Source organism: Actinoplanes sp. NPDC049316, assembly GCF_040677315.1.
GTDB lineage: Bacteria > Actinomycetota > Actinomycetes > Mycobacteriales > Micromonosporaceae > Actinoplanes.
Genome location: NZ_JBFAQM010000022.1, coordinates 17,586 through 31,746, shown reverse-complemented (window position 1 = coordinate 31,746; position 14,161 = coordinate 17,586). Strand labels below are relative to the sequence as shown.

At 71.0% G+C, this 14,161-nt stretch carries 14 protein-coding genes; 9 read left to right on the top strand and 5 right to left on the bottom strand.

From position 1 onward, the window contains the following. Positions 1-133 precede the first annotated feature (133 nt). The 3 genes from AB0K03_RS27975 to AB0K03_RS27965 form a co-directional block, all read right to left on the bottom strand. A complete protein-coding gene (locus AB0K03_RS27975; RefSeq protein ID WP_364690429.1) occupies positions 134-478 on the bottom strand; it encodes a PLD nuclease N-terminal domain-containing protein in 345 nt (114 codons plus the stop codon). Between the two features lie 38 nt (positions 479-516). Then, the gene (locus tag AB0K03_RS27970; RefSeq protein WP_364690426.1) at positions 517-840 is read right to left on the bottom strand and encodes a DUF202 domain-containing protein; all 324 of its coding nucleotides are present in this window, start codon (positions 838-840) and stop codon (positions 517-519) included. A gap of 172 nt (positions 841-1,012) precedes the next feature. After that, positions 1,013-1,354 carry a DUF202 domain-containing protein gene (locus tag AB0K03_RS27965; protein ID WP_364690707.1) on the bottom strand — a complete coding sequence of 114 codons (342 nt, stop codon included), beginning with the start codon at positions 1,352-1,354 and terminating at the stop codon, positions 1,013-1,015. A 260-nt stretch (positions 1,355-1,614) separates the two neighbouring features. On the opposite strand from AB0K03_RS27965, the gene AB0K03_RS27960 reads away from it, so the two are divergent. The 6 genes from AB0K03_RS27960 to AB0K03_RS27935 all read left to right on the top strand — a co-directional run bounded on the left by AB0K03_RS27960 (position 1,615) and on the right by AB0K03_RS27935 (position 7,804). Continuing rightward, positions 1,615-2,394 carry an electron transfer flavoprotein subunit beta/FixA family protein gene (locus AB0K03_RS27960; RefSeq protein WP_364690423.1) on the top strand — a complete coding sequence of 260 codons (780 nt, stop codon included), beginning with the start codon at positions 1,615-1,617 and terminating at the stop codon, positions 2,392-2,394. Between the two features lie 12 nt (positions 2,395-2,406). Further along, a complete protein-coding gene (locus AB0K03_RS27955) occupies positions 2,407-3,366 on the top strand; it encodes an electron transfer flavoprotein subunit alpha/FixB family protein (protein WP_364690420.1) in 960 nt (319 codons plus the stop codon). A 306-nt stretch (positions 3,367-3,672) separates the two neighbouring features. Then, a complete protein-coding gene (locus tag AB0K03_RS27950) occupies positions 3,673-4,854 on the top strand; it encodes a cysteine desulfurase family protein (RefSeq protein WP_364690417.1) in 1,182 nt (393 codons plus the stop codon). Between the two features lie 194 nt (positions 4,855-5,048). Next, positions 5,049-6,167, top strand: a complete 1,119-nt coding sequence (gene mnmA, locus AB0K03_RS27945; RefSeq protein ID WP_364690414.1) for a tRNA 2-thiouridine(34) synthase MnmA — start codon at positions 5,049-5,051, stop codon at positions 6,165-6,167. Then, a complete protein-coding gene (locus AB0K03_RS27940; RefSeq protein WP_364690411.1) occupies positions 6,160-7,158 on the top strand; it encodes a methionine synthase in 999 nt (332 codons plus the stop codon). The genes mnmA and AB0K03_RS27940 overlap by 8 nt, the downstream gene beginning before the upstream one ends. Before the next feature lie 292 nt (positions 7,159-7,450). Then, on the top strand, positions 7,451-7,804 hold the full coding sequence (locus AB0K03_RS27935; protein WP_364690408.1) for a VOC family protein: 354 nt from the start codon (positions 7,451-7,453) through the stop codon (positions 7,802-7,804). A 135-nt stretch (positions 7,805-7,939) separates the two neighbouring features. Here the strand turns inward: AB0K03_RS27935 and AB0K03_RS27930 are convergent, their stop codons facing one another. After that, a complete protein-coding gene (locus AB0K03_RS27930; protein ID WP_364690405.1) occupies positions 7,940-8,410 on the bottom strand; it encodes a type II toxin-antitoxin system PemK/MazF family toxin in 471 nt (156 codons plus the stop codon). A gap of 587 nt (positions 8,411-8,997) precedes the next feature. Here AB0K03_RS27930 and ligA point away from each other — a divergent pair. Continuing rightward, positions 8,998-11,145, top strand: coding sequence for an NAD-dependent DNA ligase LigA (gene ligA / locus AB0K03_RS27925; protein ID WP_364690704.1), 2,148 nt, complete (start codon positions 8,998-9,000; stop codon positions 11,143-11,145). A gap of 247 nt (positions 11,146-11,392) precedes the next feature. Here the strand turns inward: ligA and AB0K03_RS27920 are convergent, their stop codons facing one another. Continuing rightward, complete coding sequence (locus AB0K03_RS27920) at positions 11,393-11,677, bottom strand: hypothetical protein (RefSeq protein ID WP_364690402.1); 285 nt, start codon at positions 11,675-11,677, stop codon at positions 11,393-11,395. Positions 11,678-11,772: 95 nt separating this feature from the next. On the opposite strand from AB0K03_RS27920, the gene AB0K03_RS27915 reads away from it, so the two are divergent. Together AB0K03_RS27915 and AB0K03_RS27910 are read left to right on the top strand one after the other, a co-directional pair. After that, entirely contained in the window at positions 11,773-13,197 is a 1,425-nt protein-coding gene (locus AB0K03_RS27915) for a hypothetical protein (RefSeq protein ID WP_364690400.1), read from the top strand. Next, a complete protein-coding gene (locus tag AB0K03_RS27910; RefSeq protein WP_364690397.1) occupies positions 13,194-14,120 on the top strand; it encodes an NAD-dependent epimerase/dehydratase family protein in 927 nt (308 codons plus the stop codon). Before AB0K03_RS27915 ends, AB0K03_RS27910 begins: the two co-directional genes overlap by 4 nt. The last annotated feature ends 41 nt before the right edge of the window (positions 14,121-14,161 follow it).

Below are 14,161 nucleotides of genomic sequence, written 5' to 3'. Positions count from 1 at the left end.
GCCCAGTCGGGTCTGCGGTGTCGGGCTTGCCCGGTCCGGGCTTGTTCGCGCCTCTGGCCGGGCCCGGCTCGCTCGTCCGGTGGCCCTGTCGGCGTTGCTCGTCCGGCGGAGCTGTCACCCCGCCCGGACCGGTCTAGTTGTCGTCGTTCTTCTCTAGATCGCGTTCCCATTGCGCCAGCAGCTCGCGGTCGCGCCGGGATTGCTCGGTGTTCATCGAGCGGAGGAAGTCCGGGTCGTCGTCCGGGGAGATCGGGCGCGGCCCCGGGCGGCGGCGGACCGGGCCGCCCTCGCGCGGGGGTGGCAGCGGGCGGCCCCAGAGGAAGTACGCGAGCGGGCCGGCCAGGGGGATGAAGAGGATCACGAGGACCCACAGGGCGCGCGGCATGTTGCGTACCCGATCGGCCGACAGCGACCCGATCAGCGCGAGCACGAGGAGCACCAGCTGCACGGCAGCCAGGAACACAAACGTCCGGACCATGAGGCAATGATGACGCGCCGCACCGGGAACGGCGACGATCAGAGCATGACAAGCACCGTCCCGAGGACCGCGAACCCCGCGGTGATCACGGCGAAGCCGCCGATGGTGAGCCGCCCGGGCACCGGCGGCCACGCGCGCAGGCCCCGCGACCGCCGGTAGGCGAGAGCCACGGACGCGGCCCAGGCCGCCATCGCGAGCGCGGCAACGAGGACGGCCCCGACGCCGGCTCCCGGTGCGAAGGCAGGCCGTGCGGCGAGCAGAGCGACGGCAGCCGACGACAACCCGGTACGCCGCCACGCAAGCCGGGTCCGCTCAGCGGCGGCACCGGGGTCCCGAGGCTGCGCCGCCGTACCGTCCGCCACCACCCGGCTGCTGCCGGCTCGCTCTGCCGGCCCGCTGTGACCACGAGGATCCGGTCGAGCCGCCTCCCCGCCGCCCGGCGCGGATCCGGCGTTCATCGCGGGGCCGGCCCGGCTCGGCGGCACGATGGTCGCCGACCCGGCACTGCTGCGCCCCGATGGCATCCGAGGGGGATCATTGCGCTGCCTTGATGATGACCGCCACCACCAGCAGGAGCGCGCCGGCCGCCACGATGAGGGCCAGGACCGCCGGGAAGCGGGACTTCGGCAGGTCGGTGCCGAGGCGCATGGCTCGTTCCGTGCGCGCCCAGTGGTCGACCGCCCGTACCGCGACGACGCCGCCGAGCAGCAGGAGCGCCACGGAGATGATCTCGCGCAGGTGCTCGATGGGCAGGGGCGGGAGGAACTGGGCGCACGCCAAACCGCCCGCGAGCAACGCCAGCGCCGTACGGATCCAGGCGAGGAAGGTGCGTTCGTTCGCCAGTGAGAACCGGTAATCCGGCTTCTCGCCGGCCATCGGGGTCTTCTGCGGGTTGAACCACTGGTCGAGCACGCTTCGATTATTGATCGCCGGGGTGAACATTCGGCTGACGGCCCGGAGCCGCCGTCCAGACGTGCGGTGGGGGAGGATGGTCTGGAGGCGGAGGCGCGGCTACGGGTGAGCTGTGTCACCGCCGGTAGTGGGCACCCGAAAGCTACCGGCGGGTAACATCCCCGTAGGAAACGCGAAACCGGCTGCAGGCGTGCGTCCATAAACAGGAGGGTCGTCGAAGCGCGATGAACATTGTCGTACTGGTCAAGCAGGTGCCCGACTCCGGTGCCGAGCGCACTCTGAGTGCGGGCGACAAGACCGTCGAGCGCGGCTCGGCGAGCAACGTCATCAACGAGATGGACGAGTACGCCATCGAGGAAGCGCTCAAGATCAAGGAAGCGCACGGCGGTGAGGTGACCGTCCTGACGATGGGACCGGCCGGCGCGACCGAGTCGATTCGCAAGGCGCTCTCCATGGGGCCGGACAAGGCGGTCCACGTGTCCGACGACGCGCTGCACGGCTCGTGCGCCGTCGCGACCTCCAAGGTCCTGGCCGCCGCGCTGGGCACGCTCAGCCCCGACCTGATCCTCTGCGGCGCCGAGTCGACCGACGGCCGCGTGCAGGTCATGCCGCACATGCTGGCCGAGCGCCTGGGCATCGCCGCGCTCACCGGCGCCCGCAAGCTCACCGTCGACGGCGCCCAGCTGACCGCCGAGCGTCAGACCGACGAGGGCTACGAGGTCGTCACCGCCGCCACCCCCGCCGTGGTGAGCGTCTGGGACACCATCAACGAGCCGCGGTACCCCTCCTTCAAGGGGATCATGGCGGCCAAGAAGAAGCCGGTGCAGAGTCTCTCCCTCGCGGACCTGGGCGTCAGCCCGGACGAGGTCGGCTTCGCGGGCGCCACCTCGACGGTGGTCGAGTTCGCCAAGCGCCCGCCGCGCAGCGCCGGCACCAAGGTCACCGACGAGGGCAACGGCGGCGTGCAGCTGGTCGAGTTCCTCGCCACCGAGAAGTTCGTCTGAGAGGGGTCCACCATGGCTGAGGTTCTGGTCGTCGTCGAGGCCTCCCAGGCTGCCGGCGTCAAGAAGGTCACGCTCGAGATGCTGACGATCGCCCGCGGGCTGGGTTCGCCCGCCGCGGTGGTCCTCGGCGGCGCCGGCGCGGCGGAGCAGTTCGCCGCCAAGCTCGGCGAGTACGGCGCGGAGAAGATCTACGCGGGCGAGGGCGAGGAGATCGACGGCTACCTCGTGGCGCCCAAGGCCACCGTGGTCGCCGAGCTGATCAAGCGCGTCCAGCCGGCCGCGGTGCTGCTCGCCGCGACGCAGGAGGGCAAGGAGATCGCCGGCCGCCTCGCGGTCAAGCTGGACAACGGCCTGCTCACCGACGCGGTCGAGGTCGCCGCGGACGGTACGGCCACCCAGGTCGTCTTCGCCGGCTCCACGATCGTCAAGTCGAAGGTCACTCGCGGCCTGCCGATCGTGACGATCCGCCCCAACTCGGTGACCCCGGCGCCGGCCGCGGCCACCCCGGCCGTGGAGCAGCTGACGGTCACGGCGACGGACGCGGACAAGCTGGCCAAGGTCGTCGAGCGGGTCGCCGAGACCAAGGGCTCCCGTCCGGAACTGACCGAGGCGTCGATCGTCGTCTCCGGCGGCCGTGGCGTCGGCAACGCGGACAACTTCAAGCTGGTCGAGGAGATGGCCGACCTGCTCGGTGGCGCGGTGGGCGCCTCCCGCGCGGCGGTCGACTCGGGCTACTACCCGCACCAGTTCCAGGTCGGCCAGACCGGTAAGACGGTCTCCCCCCAGCTGTATGTCGCCCTGGGCATCTCGGGCGCCATCCAGCACCGGGCCGGCATGCAGACGTCGAAGACGATCGTGGCGGTCAACAAGGACCCCGAGGCGCCGATCTTCGAGCTGGCGGACTACGGCGTGGTGGGCGACCTGTTCAAGATCGTGCCGCAGGCCACCGACGAGATCCGCAAGCGCAAGTGAGAACGGCGGGCCGGCGACGGCCCGAGTGATGGGTGCACGGCCCGGCGGCTTCGGTCGCCGGGCCGTTTCCGTGGGTCTCCGGGGTGAGCTCGGCCACTGACGCACATGGCAGGGTGCGGCCGGACGTTCAGGAGCCGCCCGGCGACTGGCCGGCCGGGCCCGGTCCCTGGCGGGAGCGACGTCTCGGACCACGACGAACCCGAGCCATGATGCTCTTGCTGCTCGGGACCCGGATATCGATCGGCGTTCCCCACGGTGACGGACGCGACGTATCCGTTGGCGGCGCACGGCATAAGCTTCATGACGATGGCCTACCTGGATCACGCGGCGACCGCGCCGATGCTCGCCGAGGCGCTCGACGCTTATGTCGCGGCCGCCCGGGAGATCGGCAATCCGTCGTCCCTGCATGCTGCCGGTCGGAGCGCTCGACGGCTGGTCGAGGAGTCCCGCGAGCGGATCGCCGCGGTGCTCGGTGCGCGACCGTCCGAGGTGGTGTTCACCAGCGGCGGGACCGAGAGCGACAACCTGGCCACCAAGGGCATCTTCTGGGCGCGCCGCGGCGTCGACGCCCGGCGCCGCCGCGTCGTGGCGTCGGCGGTCGAGCACCATGCGGTCATGGACGCCGTCGAGTGGCTCGGGTCGCACGAGGGCGCCGTCATCGAATGGTTGCCCGTCGACGAGGCCGGACGTGTCGATCCCGCGGTGCTGACGGACACCCTTCGGGCGCACGGTGACGAGATCGCCGTGATCAGCGTGCAGTGGGCCAACAACGAGGTCGGCACGTTGCAGCCGATCTCCGCGCTTGCCGCGCTCGCGGTGCAGGCCGGCATCCCGTTCCACACCGACGCGGTGCAGGCCGTGGGGCAGGTTCCCGTGGACTTCGCCGCCAGCGGCGCCGCGGCGATGACGCTGAGCGGGCACAAGGTCGGCGGGCCGGTCGGCGTGGGTGCGCTTCTGCTCGGCCGGGATGTCGCCGCCACGCCCCTGCTGCACGGCGGGGGCCAGGAGCGCGACGTACGCTCCGGCACGCTCGACACCCCCGGTGTGGTGGCATTCGCCGTCGCGGTGGAAGCGGCGGTCAAGACTCAGCAGGAGCACGCCGCACGGGTCGCTGCCCTCCGTGACGACCTGGTGCACCGGGTGCGGGCCGCGATTCCCGACGCCGTCTTCAACGGTGATCCCGTCGACCGGCTGCCGGGCAACGCGCACTTCTCCTTCCCGGGATGCGAGGGAGACGCGCTTCTCCTGCTCCTCGACGCGCAGGGCATCGCCTGCTCGACGGGCTCGGCCTGCTCGGCCGGGGTCGCCCAGCCGTCCCACGTGCTGCTCGCGATGGGCGCTGACGACGACCGGGCGCGGTCCTCGCTGCGGTTCACGCTCGGGCACAGCTCGACAGCGCAGGACGTCGACGAGTTGCTGGCCGCGTTGCCGGGCGCGGTGGAGCGGGCCCGCAGGGCGACGGCCTGGAAGACGCCGCGTCAGTCCTGAGATGCCGCTGCGCAGAAGCCAGAAGATGATCATCCGGCGGCTCCCTCCTCGTGGTTCGTCCTGTGCTTGGCTTATCGCGGCGGGCCGCCCGGACGGTTCTTGATCAACTCGGTTTTTCGACGTGGCCCAGCGCACGTCCGCGAGCCGCGCCCGCCGGTGGGTTTCTGTCGGGACCGGCGGATAGGCTTGCCGGCGTGCGAGTGCTTGCAGCTATGTCCGGCGGTGTCGACTCCGCCGTCGCTGCCGCGCGCGCCCGGGATGCCGGCCATGACGTGACCGGGGTCCATCTGGCGCTGGCGCGGAACCCTCAGACGTACCGGACGGGTGCGCGAGGATGCTGCACGCTGGAAGACTCGCGCGATGCTCGGCGAGCCGCCGATGTCATCGGCATCCCGTTCTACGTGTGGGACATGGCGGACCAGTTCCACGAGAGCGTCGTCGACGACTTCGTCGCCGAGTATGCGGCGGGCCGCACCCCGAACCCGTGCCTGCGCTGCAACGAGAAGATCAAGTTCGCGGCGGTGCTCGACCGGGCGGTCGCGCTCGGCTTCGACGCCGTGGTCACCGGACACCACGCGCGGCTCGGCGCGGACGGCCAGCTCCGGCGCAGCGTGGACATCGCCAAAGACCAGTCGTACGTGCTGGCCGTGCTCACCCGCGAGCAGCTCGACCGGGCCGTGTTCCCGCTCGGTGACTCAACCAAGACCCAGGTCCGCGAGGAGGCTGCCGCACGCGGTCTCGCCGTCGCCGACAAGCCGGACTCCCACGACATCTGCTTCATCGCCGACGGCGACACCCGCGGGTTCCTCGCGAACCGGCTCGGCGAGGCTCCCGGAGACATCGTCGACGGCCGGACGGGCGCGGTGCTCGGGCAGCATGCCGGCGCATACGGATACACGGTGGGCCAGCGCAAGGGCTTGGATCTGCGCGTGCCGGCCCCCGACGGCCGCCCGCGGTACGTGCTCTCCATCACCCCGAAGACCAACACCGTCACGGTCGGGCCTCGCGAGGACCTCGCGGTCGACACGGTGACGGCGGAGCGCCCCATCTGGCACGGTGAGCGGACCCCGGTCGAGTGCGACGTGCAGCTGCGTGCGCACGGCGAGGTCGTGCCGGCGGTCGTCGCTGTCGAGGACGGGCGGCTGACGGCCCGGCTGCGCAGCCCGGCGCGCGGCGTCGCCGCGGGGCAGGCCATCGTCGCGTACCGGCCCGACCCGGACGGGGACATCGTGCTCGGCTCGGCCACCATCGTGACCGGGGAGAAGACGCACCCGGTCGCGACGTCCGGGAACGGGGCACCGAGCAATGGCTGACTTCCCCTGGCCCAGCGGAGCCGCGACCGGCATCGGCTCGCTCCCGGGCACGGACGTCGCCGAAGCGCAACGGCTCGTCTTTGGCGAGCTCCCCGAGCTGCCGCATCTTCCCGAGCTCCCCGCCCGCGGGCCGGGGGCCGACATGATCGGACGCAGCGCCGGCTTCCTCGTCGAACTGCCCGTCCAGCTCTACGCCGGACGCTGGCAGATGGCACCCCGCCCCGGCAAGGACCTGCGCCGCACCGCCGACCTGCTCGAACGCGACCTCGACCAGATGACCGAGCAGGGCGACCGCTACTCGGGGGCGTTCAAGATCCAATCCGCCGGCCCGTGGACGCTCGCCGCGAGCCTGGACCTGCCCATCGGCGGCCGCATGCTGCGCGACCGCGGCGCCGTGCGCGACCTCACGGACTCGCTGGCCGAGGGCCTGCGCCGGCACGTCGCCGACGTCCGGAAGCGGCTGCCCGGCGCCACCGTGCTGCTGCAGCTCGACGAGCCCTCCCTGCCGGCGGTGCTCGCCGGACAGGTGCCCACCGAGAGCGGGCTGAGCGCGTACAAGGCCGTCGACGCCCCCGACGCCGCGACCGGCCTGCGAACCGTCGTCGAGGCGGCCGGCGTACCGGTGATCGTGCACAGCTGCGCTCCCGCCGTACCCCTGCAGGTCATCCGCGATGCACAGGCCGCGGCCGTCGCACTCGACCTTGCGCTCCTCAAGGATCTGGACCCGCTGGGAGAGGCCCTCGAGGCCGGCCTCGGCCTCTTCGCGGGCGCGGTGCCGACCCGGCCCGCGTCAGCGGGCCGCGCACCGACGTCGGCGGAAACCGCAGACCGGGTACGGGATCTGTGGCGCAAGCTCGGATTCCGGGCTGACCGGCTACCCGAGCAGGTCGTGGTCACGCCGGCATGCGGACTGGCCGGAGCGAGCCCGGGGTACGTGCGAGCTGTACTCAAAGCGTGCCGTGACGCGGGGCGGCGTCTGTCCGAGGCGTGATGGCTGTTCCCCAGCTCGGACCGGCCTGGCCTTGATTCTTCTCGGCCTCGGCGTCTCCCAACCTTCCGCTCCTTCCGGCCTTTCGCGCTTCCGGCCTTTCGCCGTTGCCGGCCCTTCGTTCGCTGCCGGCCTTTTCGCCTCTTCCGGCTGGGTTCTGATTCGGCTTGGTCTTTCCCTGTCTTCGGACCGGGCCTTCTTCGCCGGACGGCAGTGGGCTCTGCCCGGTCGTCAGGCGGGCGGAACTGTTGGCGTTCCCGCCTTTTCTGTCGGACCCGGCGGGCATCATGCAGACATGATTGGACGTCTCGACACCGTCGTCATCGACTGCCCCGATCCCCGTGCCCTGGCCCGGTTCTACACCGAACTGCTCGGCATGCACGTCGTCCACGACGAGGACGGTTGGGTCACCATCCGCACCGACTCCGACGCCCCGAGCCTCGCCTTCCAGAAGGCCCCCGACCTGCTCCCGCCGCGCTGGCCCGACCATGACCGTCCCCAGCAGTTCCACCTCGACGTGCGCGTGGACGACATCGAGAAAGCGGAGCAACGCGTGCTCGCCGCGGGCGCGAAGCGACTGGACGGCGGCGGCGAGACCTTCCGGGTGTACGAGGACCCGGTCGGCCACCCGTTCTGCCTGGTCTGGTAGCGACCACCTTGGCCGGGCCGTTGCTCGGCGCGCCGTCGGGCCAGGCGGTGATTCTGTAGGGGTCCGGCCCAGTCGTGCGAGCTTGGTGCCTGTTGCTCGATTTCAGTCGCTGCCGGATTCCGGTCGGGCGGCTGGTCAGTGGGTTCGGGTCGGGCGGCCGGCGTCGAGGCGATCCGCCTGCCGTTGGACCAGACGCAGCAGGTCACGCCGGCTCAACCCGCGGCGTGCTGCGACGATCCGGCGAACCGGCCGGCCGGCCGTGCCGGCGCGACGCTGGAACGCCGAGGGCCGCACCAGAATCGGCTCACCAAGATTCAGGTACGAGTCGCGCTCCGCGTACGGGTCCCACCGTCGCGTCGGGATGAGCACATGATCCCGGCGATGGCTCTTGTCCTGGCTAGTGATCTTCAGGACCACGACGCCGCGGCGGTGGTTCAGCAGCACCAGGCAAGGACGCAACTTCGCGCCCCGGCCACGGGCGTACGGAACCGTGGCCCACCAAATGTCGCCCGCGAAAGGGCGGCTCCGGCGTAGCCGATGTCGCAGCAGCGCAGCCGTGGCGACCGCGGCCAGGCCTCCCACCAGCCACAACCGCCAGTCCGCCATCGGCAGACCGTACCCGGGGAGGGCCGGCTACGCGACCGGTAAGCCCTGGCGGGCGTCTCGTGCGTCGCCTCGCGCTTCTTGCTTTGCTCCCGGCCTTGCATCTTGCGCCGTGTGCCCCGCGCCCCGTGTCCCACGCGGTGCGTCCGCGTCGCCTTGCGCCCGCGCCCTTGCCCCGCGCCCGCGTCCCCGTGCCCGCGCCCCCGTGCCCGCGTCCCCGTGCCCGCGTCCCCGTGCCCGCGTCCCCGTGCCCGCGTCCCTGTGCCCGCGTCCCTGTGCCCGCGCCCCGGGCCCCGCGCCCCGCGCCGTGCGCCCTGCGCTGGTTGGCCGCACGTCTCGCGCCTCGGGCCCGCGTCGCCCCGCTCGCCTCGCGCCTGCGTCGCGGGCCTCGCTGGACGTACCCGCTGAGCTCCCTCCGGACCGTCGCCCGTACCCGGGTCCGGTCTTGTGACGACTTCGTAAGACGAGGCGGCCCACAGGTCGGCGGTTTTGTCAGAGGGGCCGACTAACGTGCCTGGAGAAAGCCGAACACGGAGGTCACGGTGCCCGAGAAGCAGTCCGTTCATGCCGAGTCGCCCGCCGACGTCGCCGTGGCCGAGGAGGTCGCCGCCGGGCAACCGACCGCCGAGCAGATCGCGGCCGCCGGCGCCGAGCCGACGCCTGAGGCCAGCGCCCGTCATGCGGAGCTGAGTGACGAGGTTCGCGGGCATCAGTATCGCTACTACGTTCTCGACTCGCCGACCGTGTCCGACGCCGAGTTCGACAAGCTGCTGCGGGAGTTGCAGGAGCTGGAGGAGCAGTTCCCGGCCCTGCGTACGCCGGATTCGCCCACTCAGAACGTCGGCGGCACGTTCTCCACGCAGTTCACGCCGGTGGAGCATGCCGAGCGCATGATGTCGCTCGACAACGTCTTCGACGACGCCGAGCTCGCCGCGTGGGCCGAGCGCACCGAGCGGGACGCCGGTGGGCCGGTCGAGTTCATCTGCGAGCTCAAGGTGGACGGTCTGGCGATCAACCTGACGTACGAGAAGGGCAAGCTGGTCCGTGGTGCGACGCGGGGCGACGGGCGTACGGGGGAGGACGTCACGTCGAACGTGCGCACCATCCGGGAGATCCCGGAGCGGCTCGCCGATGAGGATCCGCCCGACCTGCTCGAGGTTCGCGGGGAGATCTACTTCCCGGCGTCCGCGTTCGCCGACCTCAACGCCTCCCTCGTCGAGCAGGGCAAGGCTCCCTTCGCCAACCCGCGCAACGCGGCGGCGGGCAGCCTGCGGCAGAAGGACCCCCGCATCACGGCCTCCCGAGGACTCCGGATGGTGGTGCACGGCATCGGTGCCCGCAAGGGCTTCACGCCCGACTCGCAGGCGCATGCGTACGAGGCGTTGAAGTCGTGGGGGCTGCCCACGAGCGAGCGGTGGAAGCTGGTCGCCGACATGAGCGGCGTCCGGGACTACATCGCGTACTACGCCGAGCACCGGCACGACGTCGAGCACGAGATCGACGGGGTGGTCGTCAAAGTCAACGCGGTGGCGATCCAGGGCCGCCTCGGCTCCACCAGCCGGGCTCCGCGCTGGGCGATCGCCTTCAAGTATCCGCCGGAGGAGGTCACCACCAAGCTGCTCGACATCGACGTGAACGTGGGGCGCACCGGCCGGGTCACGCCGTTCGCGGTGCTGGAGCCCGTACGCGTAGCAGGCTCGACAGTCGCGCTCGCGACGTTGCACAACGCCCGGGAGGTCGAGCGCAAGGGCGTGTGGATCGGTGACACCGTCGTGTTGCGCAAGGCCGGTGACGTCATCCCCGAGGTGCTCGGCCCGGTCATGGATCTGCGCCCGGACGACGCGCACGCGTTCGTGATGCCGACCGAATGTCCGGCGTGCGGCACGAAGCTCGCGCCCGCCAAGGAAAGCGACGTCGACATCCGCTGCCCGAACACCCGGTCCTGCCCGGCGCAGCTGCGCGAGCGGGTGTTCCACCTGGCGGGCCGCGGGGCGTTCGACATCGAGGTGCTCGGCTACAAGGCGGCGCAAGCGCTGCTGGAGTCGCAGATCATCGCCGACGAGGGCGACCTGTTCGCCGTCACCGCCGACGATCTGCAACGATCCCCGTTCTTCGTCAACAAGGACGGCAGCCTCGGCAGCAACGCGGTCAAGCTCCTGGAGAACCTCGAAGAGGCCAAGCACCGGCCGCTGTGGCGAGTCCTCGTCGCGCTCTCGATCCGGCACGTCGGCCCCACCGCGGCGCAGGCGCTGGCACGACACTTCGGATCCATGGAGGCCCTGGAGACCGCGGTGGCCGAGGCCCGCGTCGAGGAGCTGTCCGCCGTGGAGGGCGTCGGGCCGACGATCGCCGAAAGCCTGCGCGAATGGTTCGCCGTCGACTGGCACCGCGACATCGTCACCAAGTGGCGCACCGCCGGCGTCCAGATGGAGGACGAGCGCACTGACGAGGGTCCCCGGCCGCTCGAAGGGCTCACGGTCGTGGTGACGGGAACCCTGGCCTCCTACTCCCGCGACGCGGCAACGGAGGCGGTCACCTCCCGCGGGGGCAAGGTGAGCGGCTCGGTGTCCAAGAAGACGGCCTTCGTGGTCGTGGGCGACAACCCGGGCAGCAAGTACGACAAGGCGTTGCAGCTCAAGGTTCCGGTGCTGGACGAGGACGGCTTCGGGGTCCTGCTGACCGACGGCCCCGACGCGGCCCGTGCTGTGGCTGAGATCGTGGAAACGCCGCCCAAGTAGTGCCGTCCGAGCTGGGAGAGCTCGAAGGCGCCGCTGATGAGCGAAGGGACGAGATGGCAAGTCACGCGAGGGACATCGGTGCGCTGAGTTCGCGCTGAGAGCGCAGAGCCGTGCCCTGGCATTCACCCCGCCCGCCGAGGGGAGTGCTGCTGGGGCAGGCTCCCGGACATCGGCCGCCGTGCCGGTGCTGGGTCGGAGCGTGCCGGCCGGGGCGGGCGCCGAAGCCGGTGCCGTGACGCGAGCACGGTCACGCGTCACGGCGGGCTGCACGCTTCTTTTCACGACCCTGTACCCCACGGTCGAGGCCCCGCCGTACCCGGTCAGCGTCAAGCATCTGGGCGGTACCGAGCTTCCCGGCGCGAACCGCATAACCGCGGCCCGGCCGATCCCGGAGCAGAGTGAGCCGGAACAGAATGAGGAGGCGCCACGCCCGCCGCCGGCGAGGCGCGTCGGCCGACCAGAGGTAGACCGCCGCAGGCACGAGGAGCGTCAGTCCGGTGAGGACGCCGGTGAGGATGATCGCAACCGTCATGCATCCATCGAATCCGCCTTCTCGACCCGCGGAAAGGTACCTTTACGGCTCCTGACCGGACCTTCCCTCTCTTTACAGATCCGCACGCGGCCAGCATGCTGACGTTCACCATGACCGACGTGCCCGGCCCCCTCGGCGAGCTGCGTAGGGAGCTCAAGCGCCTGCACGACGGGGCCGGGCGGCCCAGCTCCCGCAAGATCAAGGTGCAGACCGGCAATCGGATAAGCCACACCACGATCGCGGCCGTGCTGTCCGGTGCCATGACCCGGTGGGATTCGCTCGAGCCCGTGGTTGTGGCTCTCGGAGGCGACGTCGCACACGTCAAGCGCCTGTGGCTCAGAGCCGTCGATGACCACGAGCACGAGCACGAGCACAAGCAGGAGTCCGAGCCGCCGCTCGTCATCAACCGGATCACGCCGATGGAACTCGGTGCCAACTGCGTGCTTCCGCACGCAGCGGACGATCAATGGGTTCCTCGCGCAATGCTCCGGCAGATGGCGGATGACGGCCGCGCCCTCACCGAGTTGGCCGCTCTGCGTGGTCCGCTGCTGCGGCAGGAGTTCGTCCGCGCGCTGCTGACTGCACGCCGCGTGGTGGTGAATCGCAGTTACCTCATCCGCAACCCGGTGTTCGCCGAGGCGTTCAGCACCGACCCGGCCGAGCGGGGAGCGCTTGCCGTCCTGCTGCGGGACCGCGCGATCGTTCCGTTCCTGTTGACGGAGTCCAGCCCGGTTGAGGGCGAGTTCGCCGAAGAACCCGCAGCGCGGCAGGCGGCGCACGTGTGGAACGAGATCCTGCGCGAGGTGACCGTGACCTGCGTCCGGTTCTCGTGGACCGACGAGAACAGCAACGCCCTCGCGGTCGAGGACCTGGAGGAGAGTTTCGGAACGGCGATCCGCCGCGCCACCGGCCTCAACCTGCGACGGCTGCTCGCTGACGCCGAAGTTCGCGCCGAGGACGAGCGCGCATTCGGTGAGCAGGTGAAACTGCTGCCCAAGGCGCACACCGCGGAAGGCGACGAGGTTCCGCTGACGCGCTCCGAGTTGTACCGCCGGCACATCGTCCGGCCCAGGACCAAGGTCCGCGACGGCGTCTACGACTTCGACAAGCCGTACATGGTGGCCTTGAAGTGGCTGTTCGACCTGATCTACAACTCGAATCTGGCCGTCCGTCTGGGCGTCGCGTTGACCAAACCGGTCGACTCCGCCCACCGCTCCCTGGTCCACCACCCCAACTTCTTTCAGACCGGCGAGGACCCGGAAGCCTTCGACTCCGCCCGGGTCCGGGCCGCCGTCATGGAGGCCGTCCACGACGCACTGTCCGACTGGCCCGCGTTGGGTGACCTGTCCCTGGCTCGCGTCGTCGCGGTCCGCGCGAGCCGGCCGTGGCGCCGCTACACGATGGCCGTCGACACGTTGCTGGACGAGCCGTGGTTGCTTTCGCACCCGCGCTACGGGCTGGGCGAGGTGCGGCGGCGACACGGCGACATGCTCGCCGCCATCACGGAAGGTGACGCATGACCCGATTGGTGATCCACGGGGCGGCCGGCTTCGTCGGCTCGACGCTCCTGACGGGCGGGGACTTGGGCGTCTCGGCCCTGACCCTGGTCGATCCCGCACCGCTCGACGCGGACGTCGCAGAGGTGGTGGCCGGCCTGGACGCGACTGTGCGACGCGACACCGCGCTCCCGGAGGGGGAGGCTGACGTCCTGCTCGTGCTGGCCGGCCAGACGGACGTGGACCAGGCGCTGGCCGATCCACGGCTGGCCTTCACCGCCAACGGTTCCATCGCGCTGGAAGTGGCCGAGTGGTGGCGGCAGCGGCCCGATACCCGGGTGGTTTACCTGTCGTCCGACGAGGTGCTCGGCGTCTCCGACCGTCCCTTGGCGCCGGATGCGCCGTACCGGCCGACCCAGCCGTACGCGGCCTCCAAGGCAGCGGCCGAGATGATGCTGCGCTGCTACGCCGATACGTACGGGCTCGACCTGATCGTGATCCGGTCGTGCAATCTGGTCGGCGGTCGCCAGCGCGCTCGCAAACTCATCCCCACCGCCGTGACGGCCCTGGCCGCTGGGGAGCCGGTGCCGGTTTTCGGAGACGGTACGCAGGCTCGGGAGTACCTGGCCGTCGAGGATCTGTGCGAGGTGTTGCGATCCGCTATCGCCGGTGACGTACCGGTTGGGGTGCACCACTGCACGTCCGGCGCGGCGCTGACGATCCTCGAGGTGGTGGAACTGGTCGCAGCTGCCGTCGGGGTGCCGGCCGTCATCAGTCACGTACGCGACCGGCTGGTGCACGATCGGGCGTACGCAATGGATCCGGGGTCGCTGACCACTCTCGGCTGGAAGCCGCACGTCACACCGGCGGACGCTATCAGCCGGGCGGCGGCCGACATGGTGGCCGCGCTGCGGCGCGGTGAACCACTGACCTACCGCACTGTTTGAACTCTCAGACCGTCGGGTGGCCCGGCTTGGTGGGCGCGTCA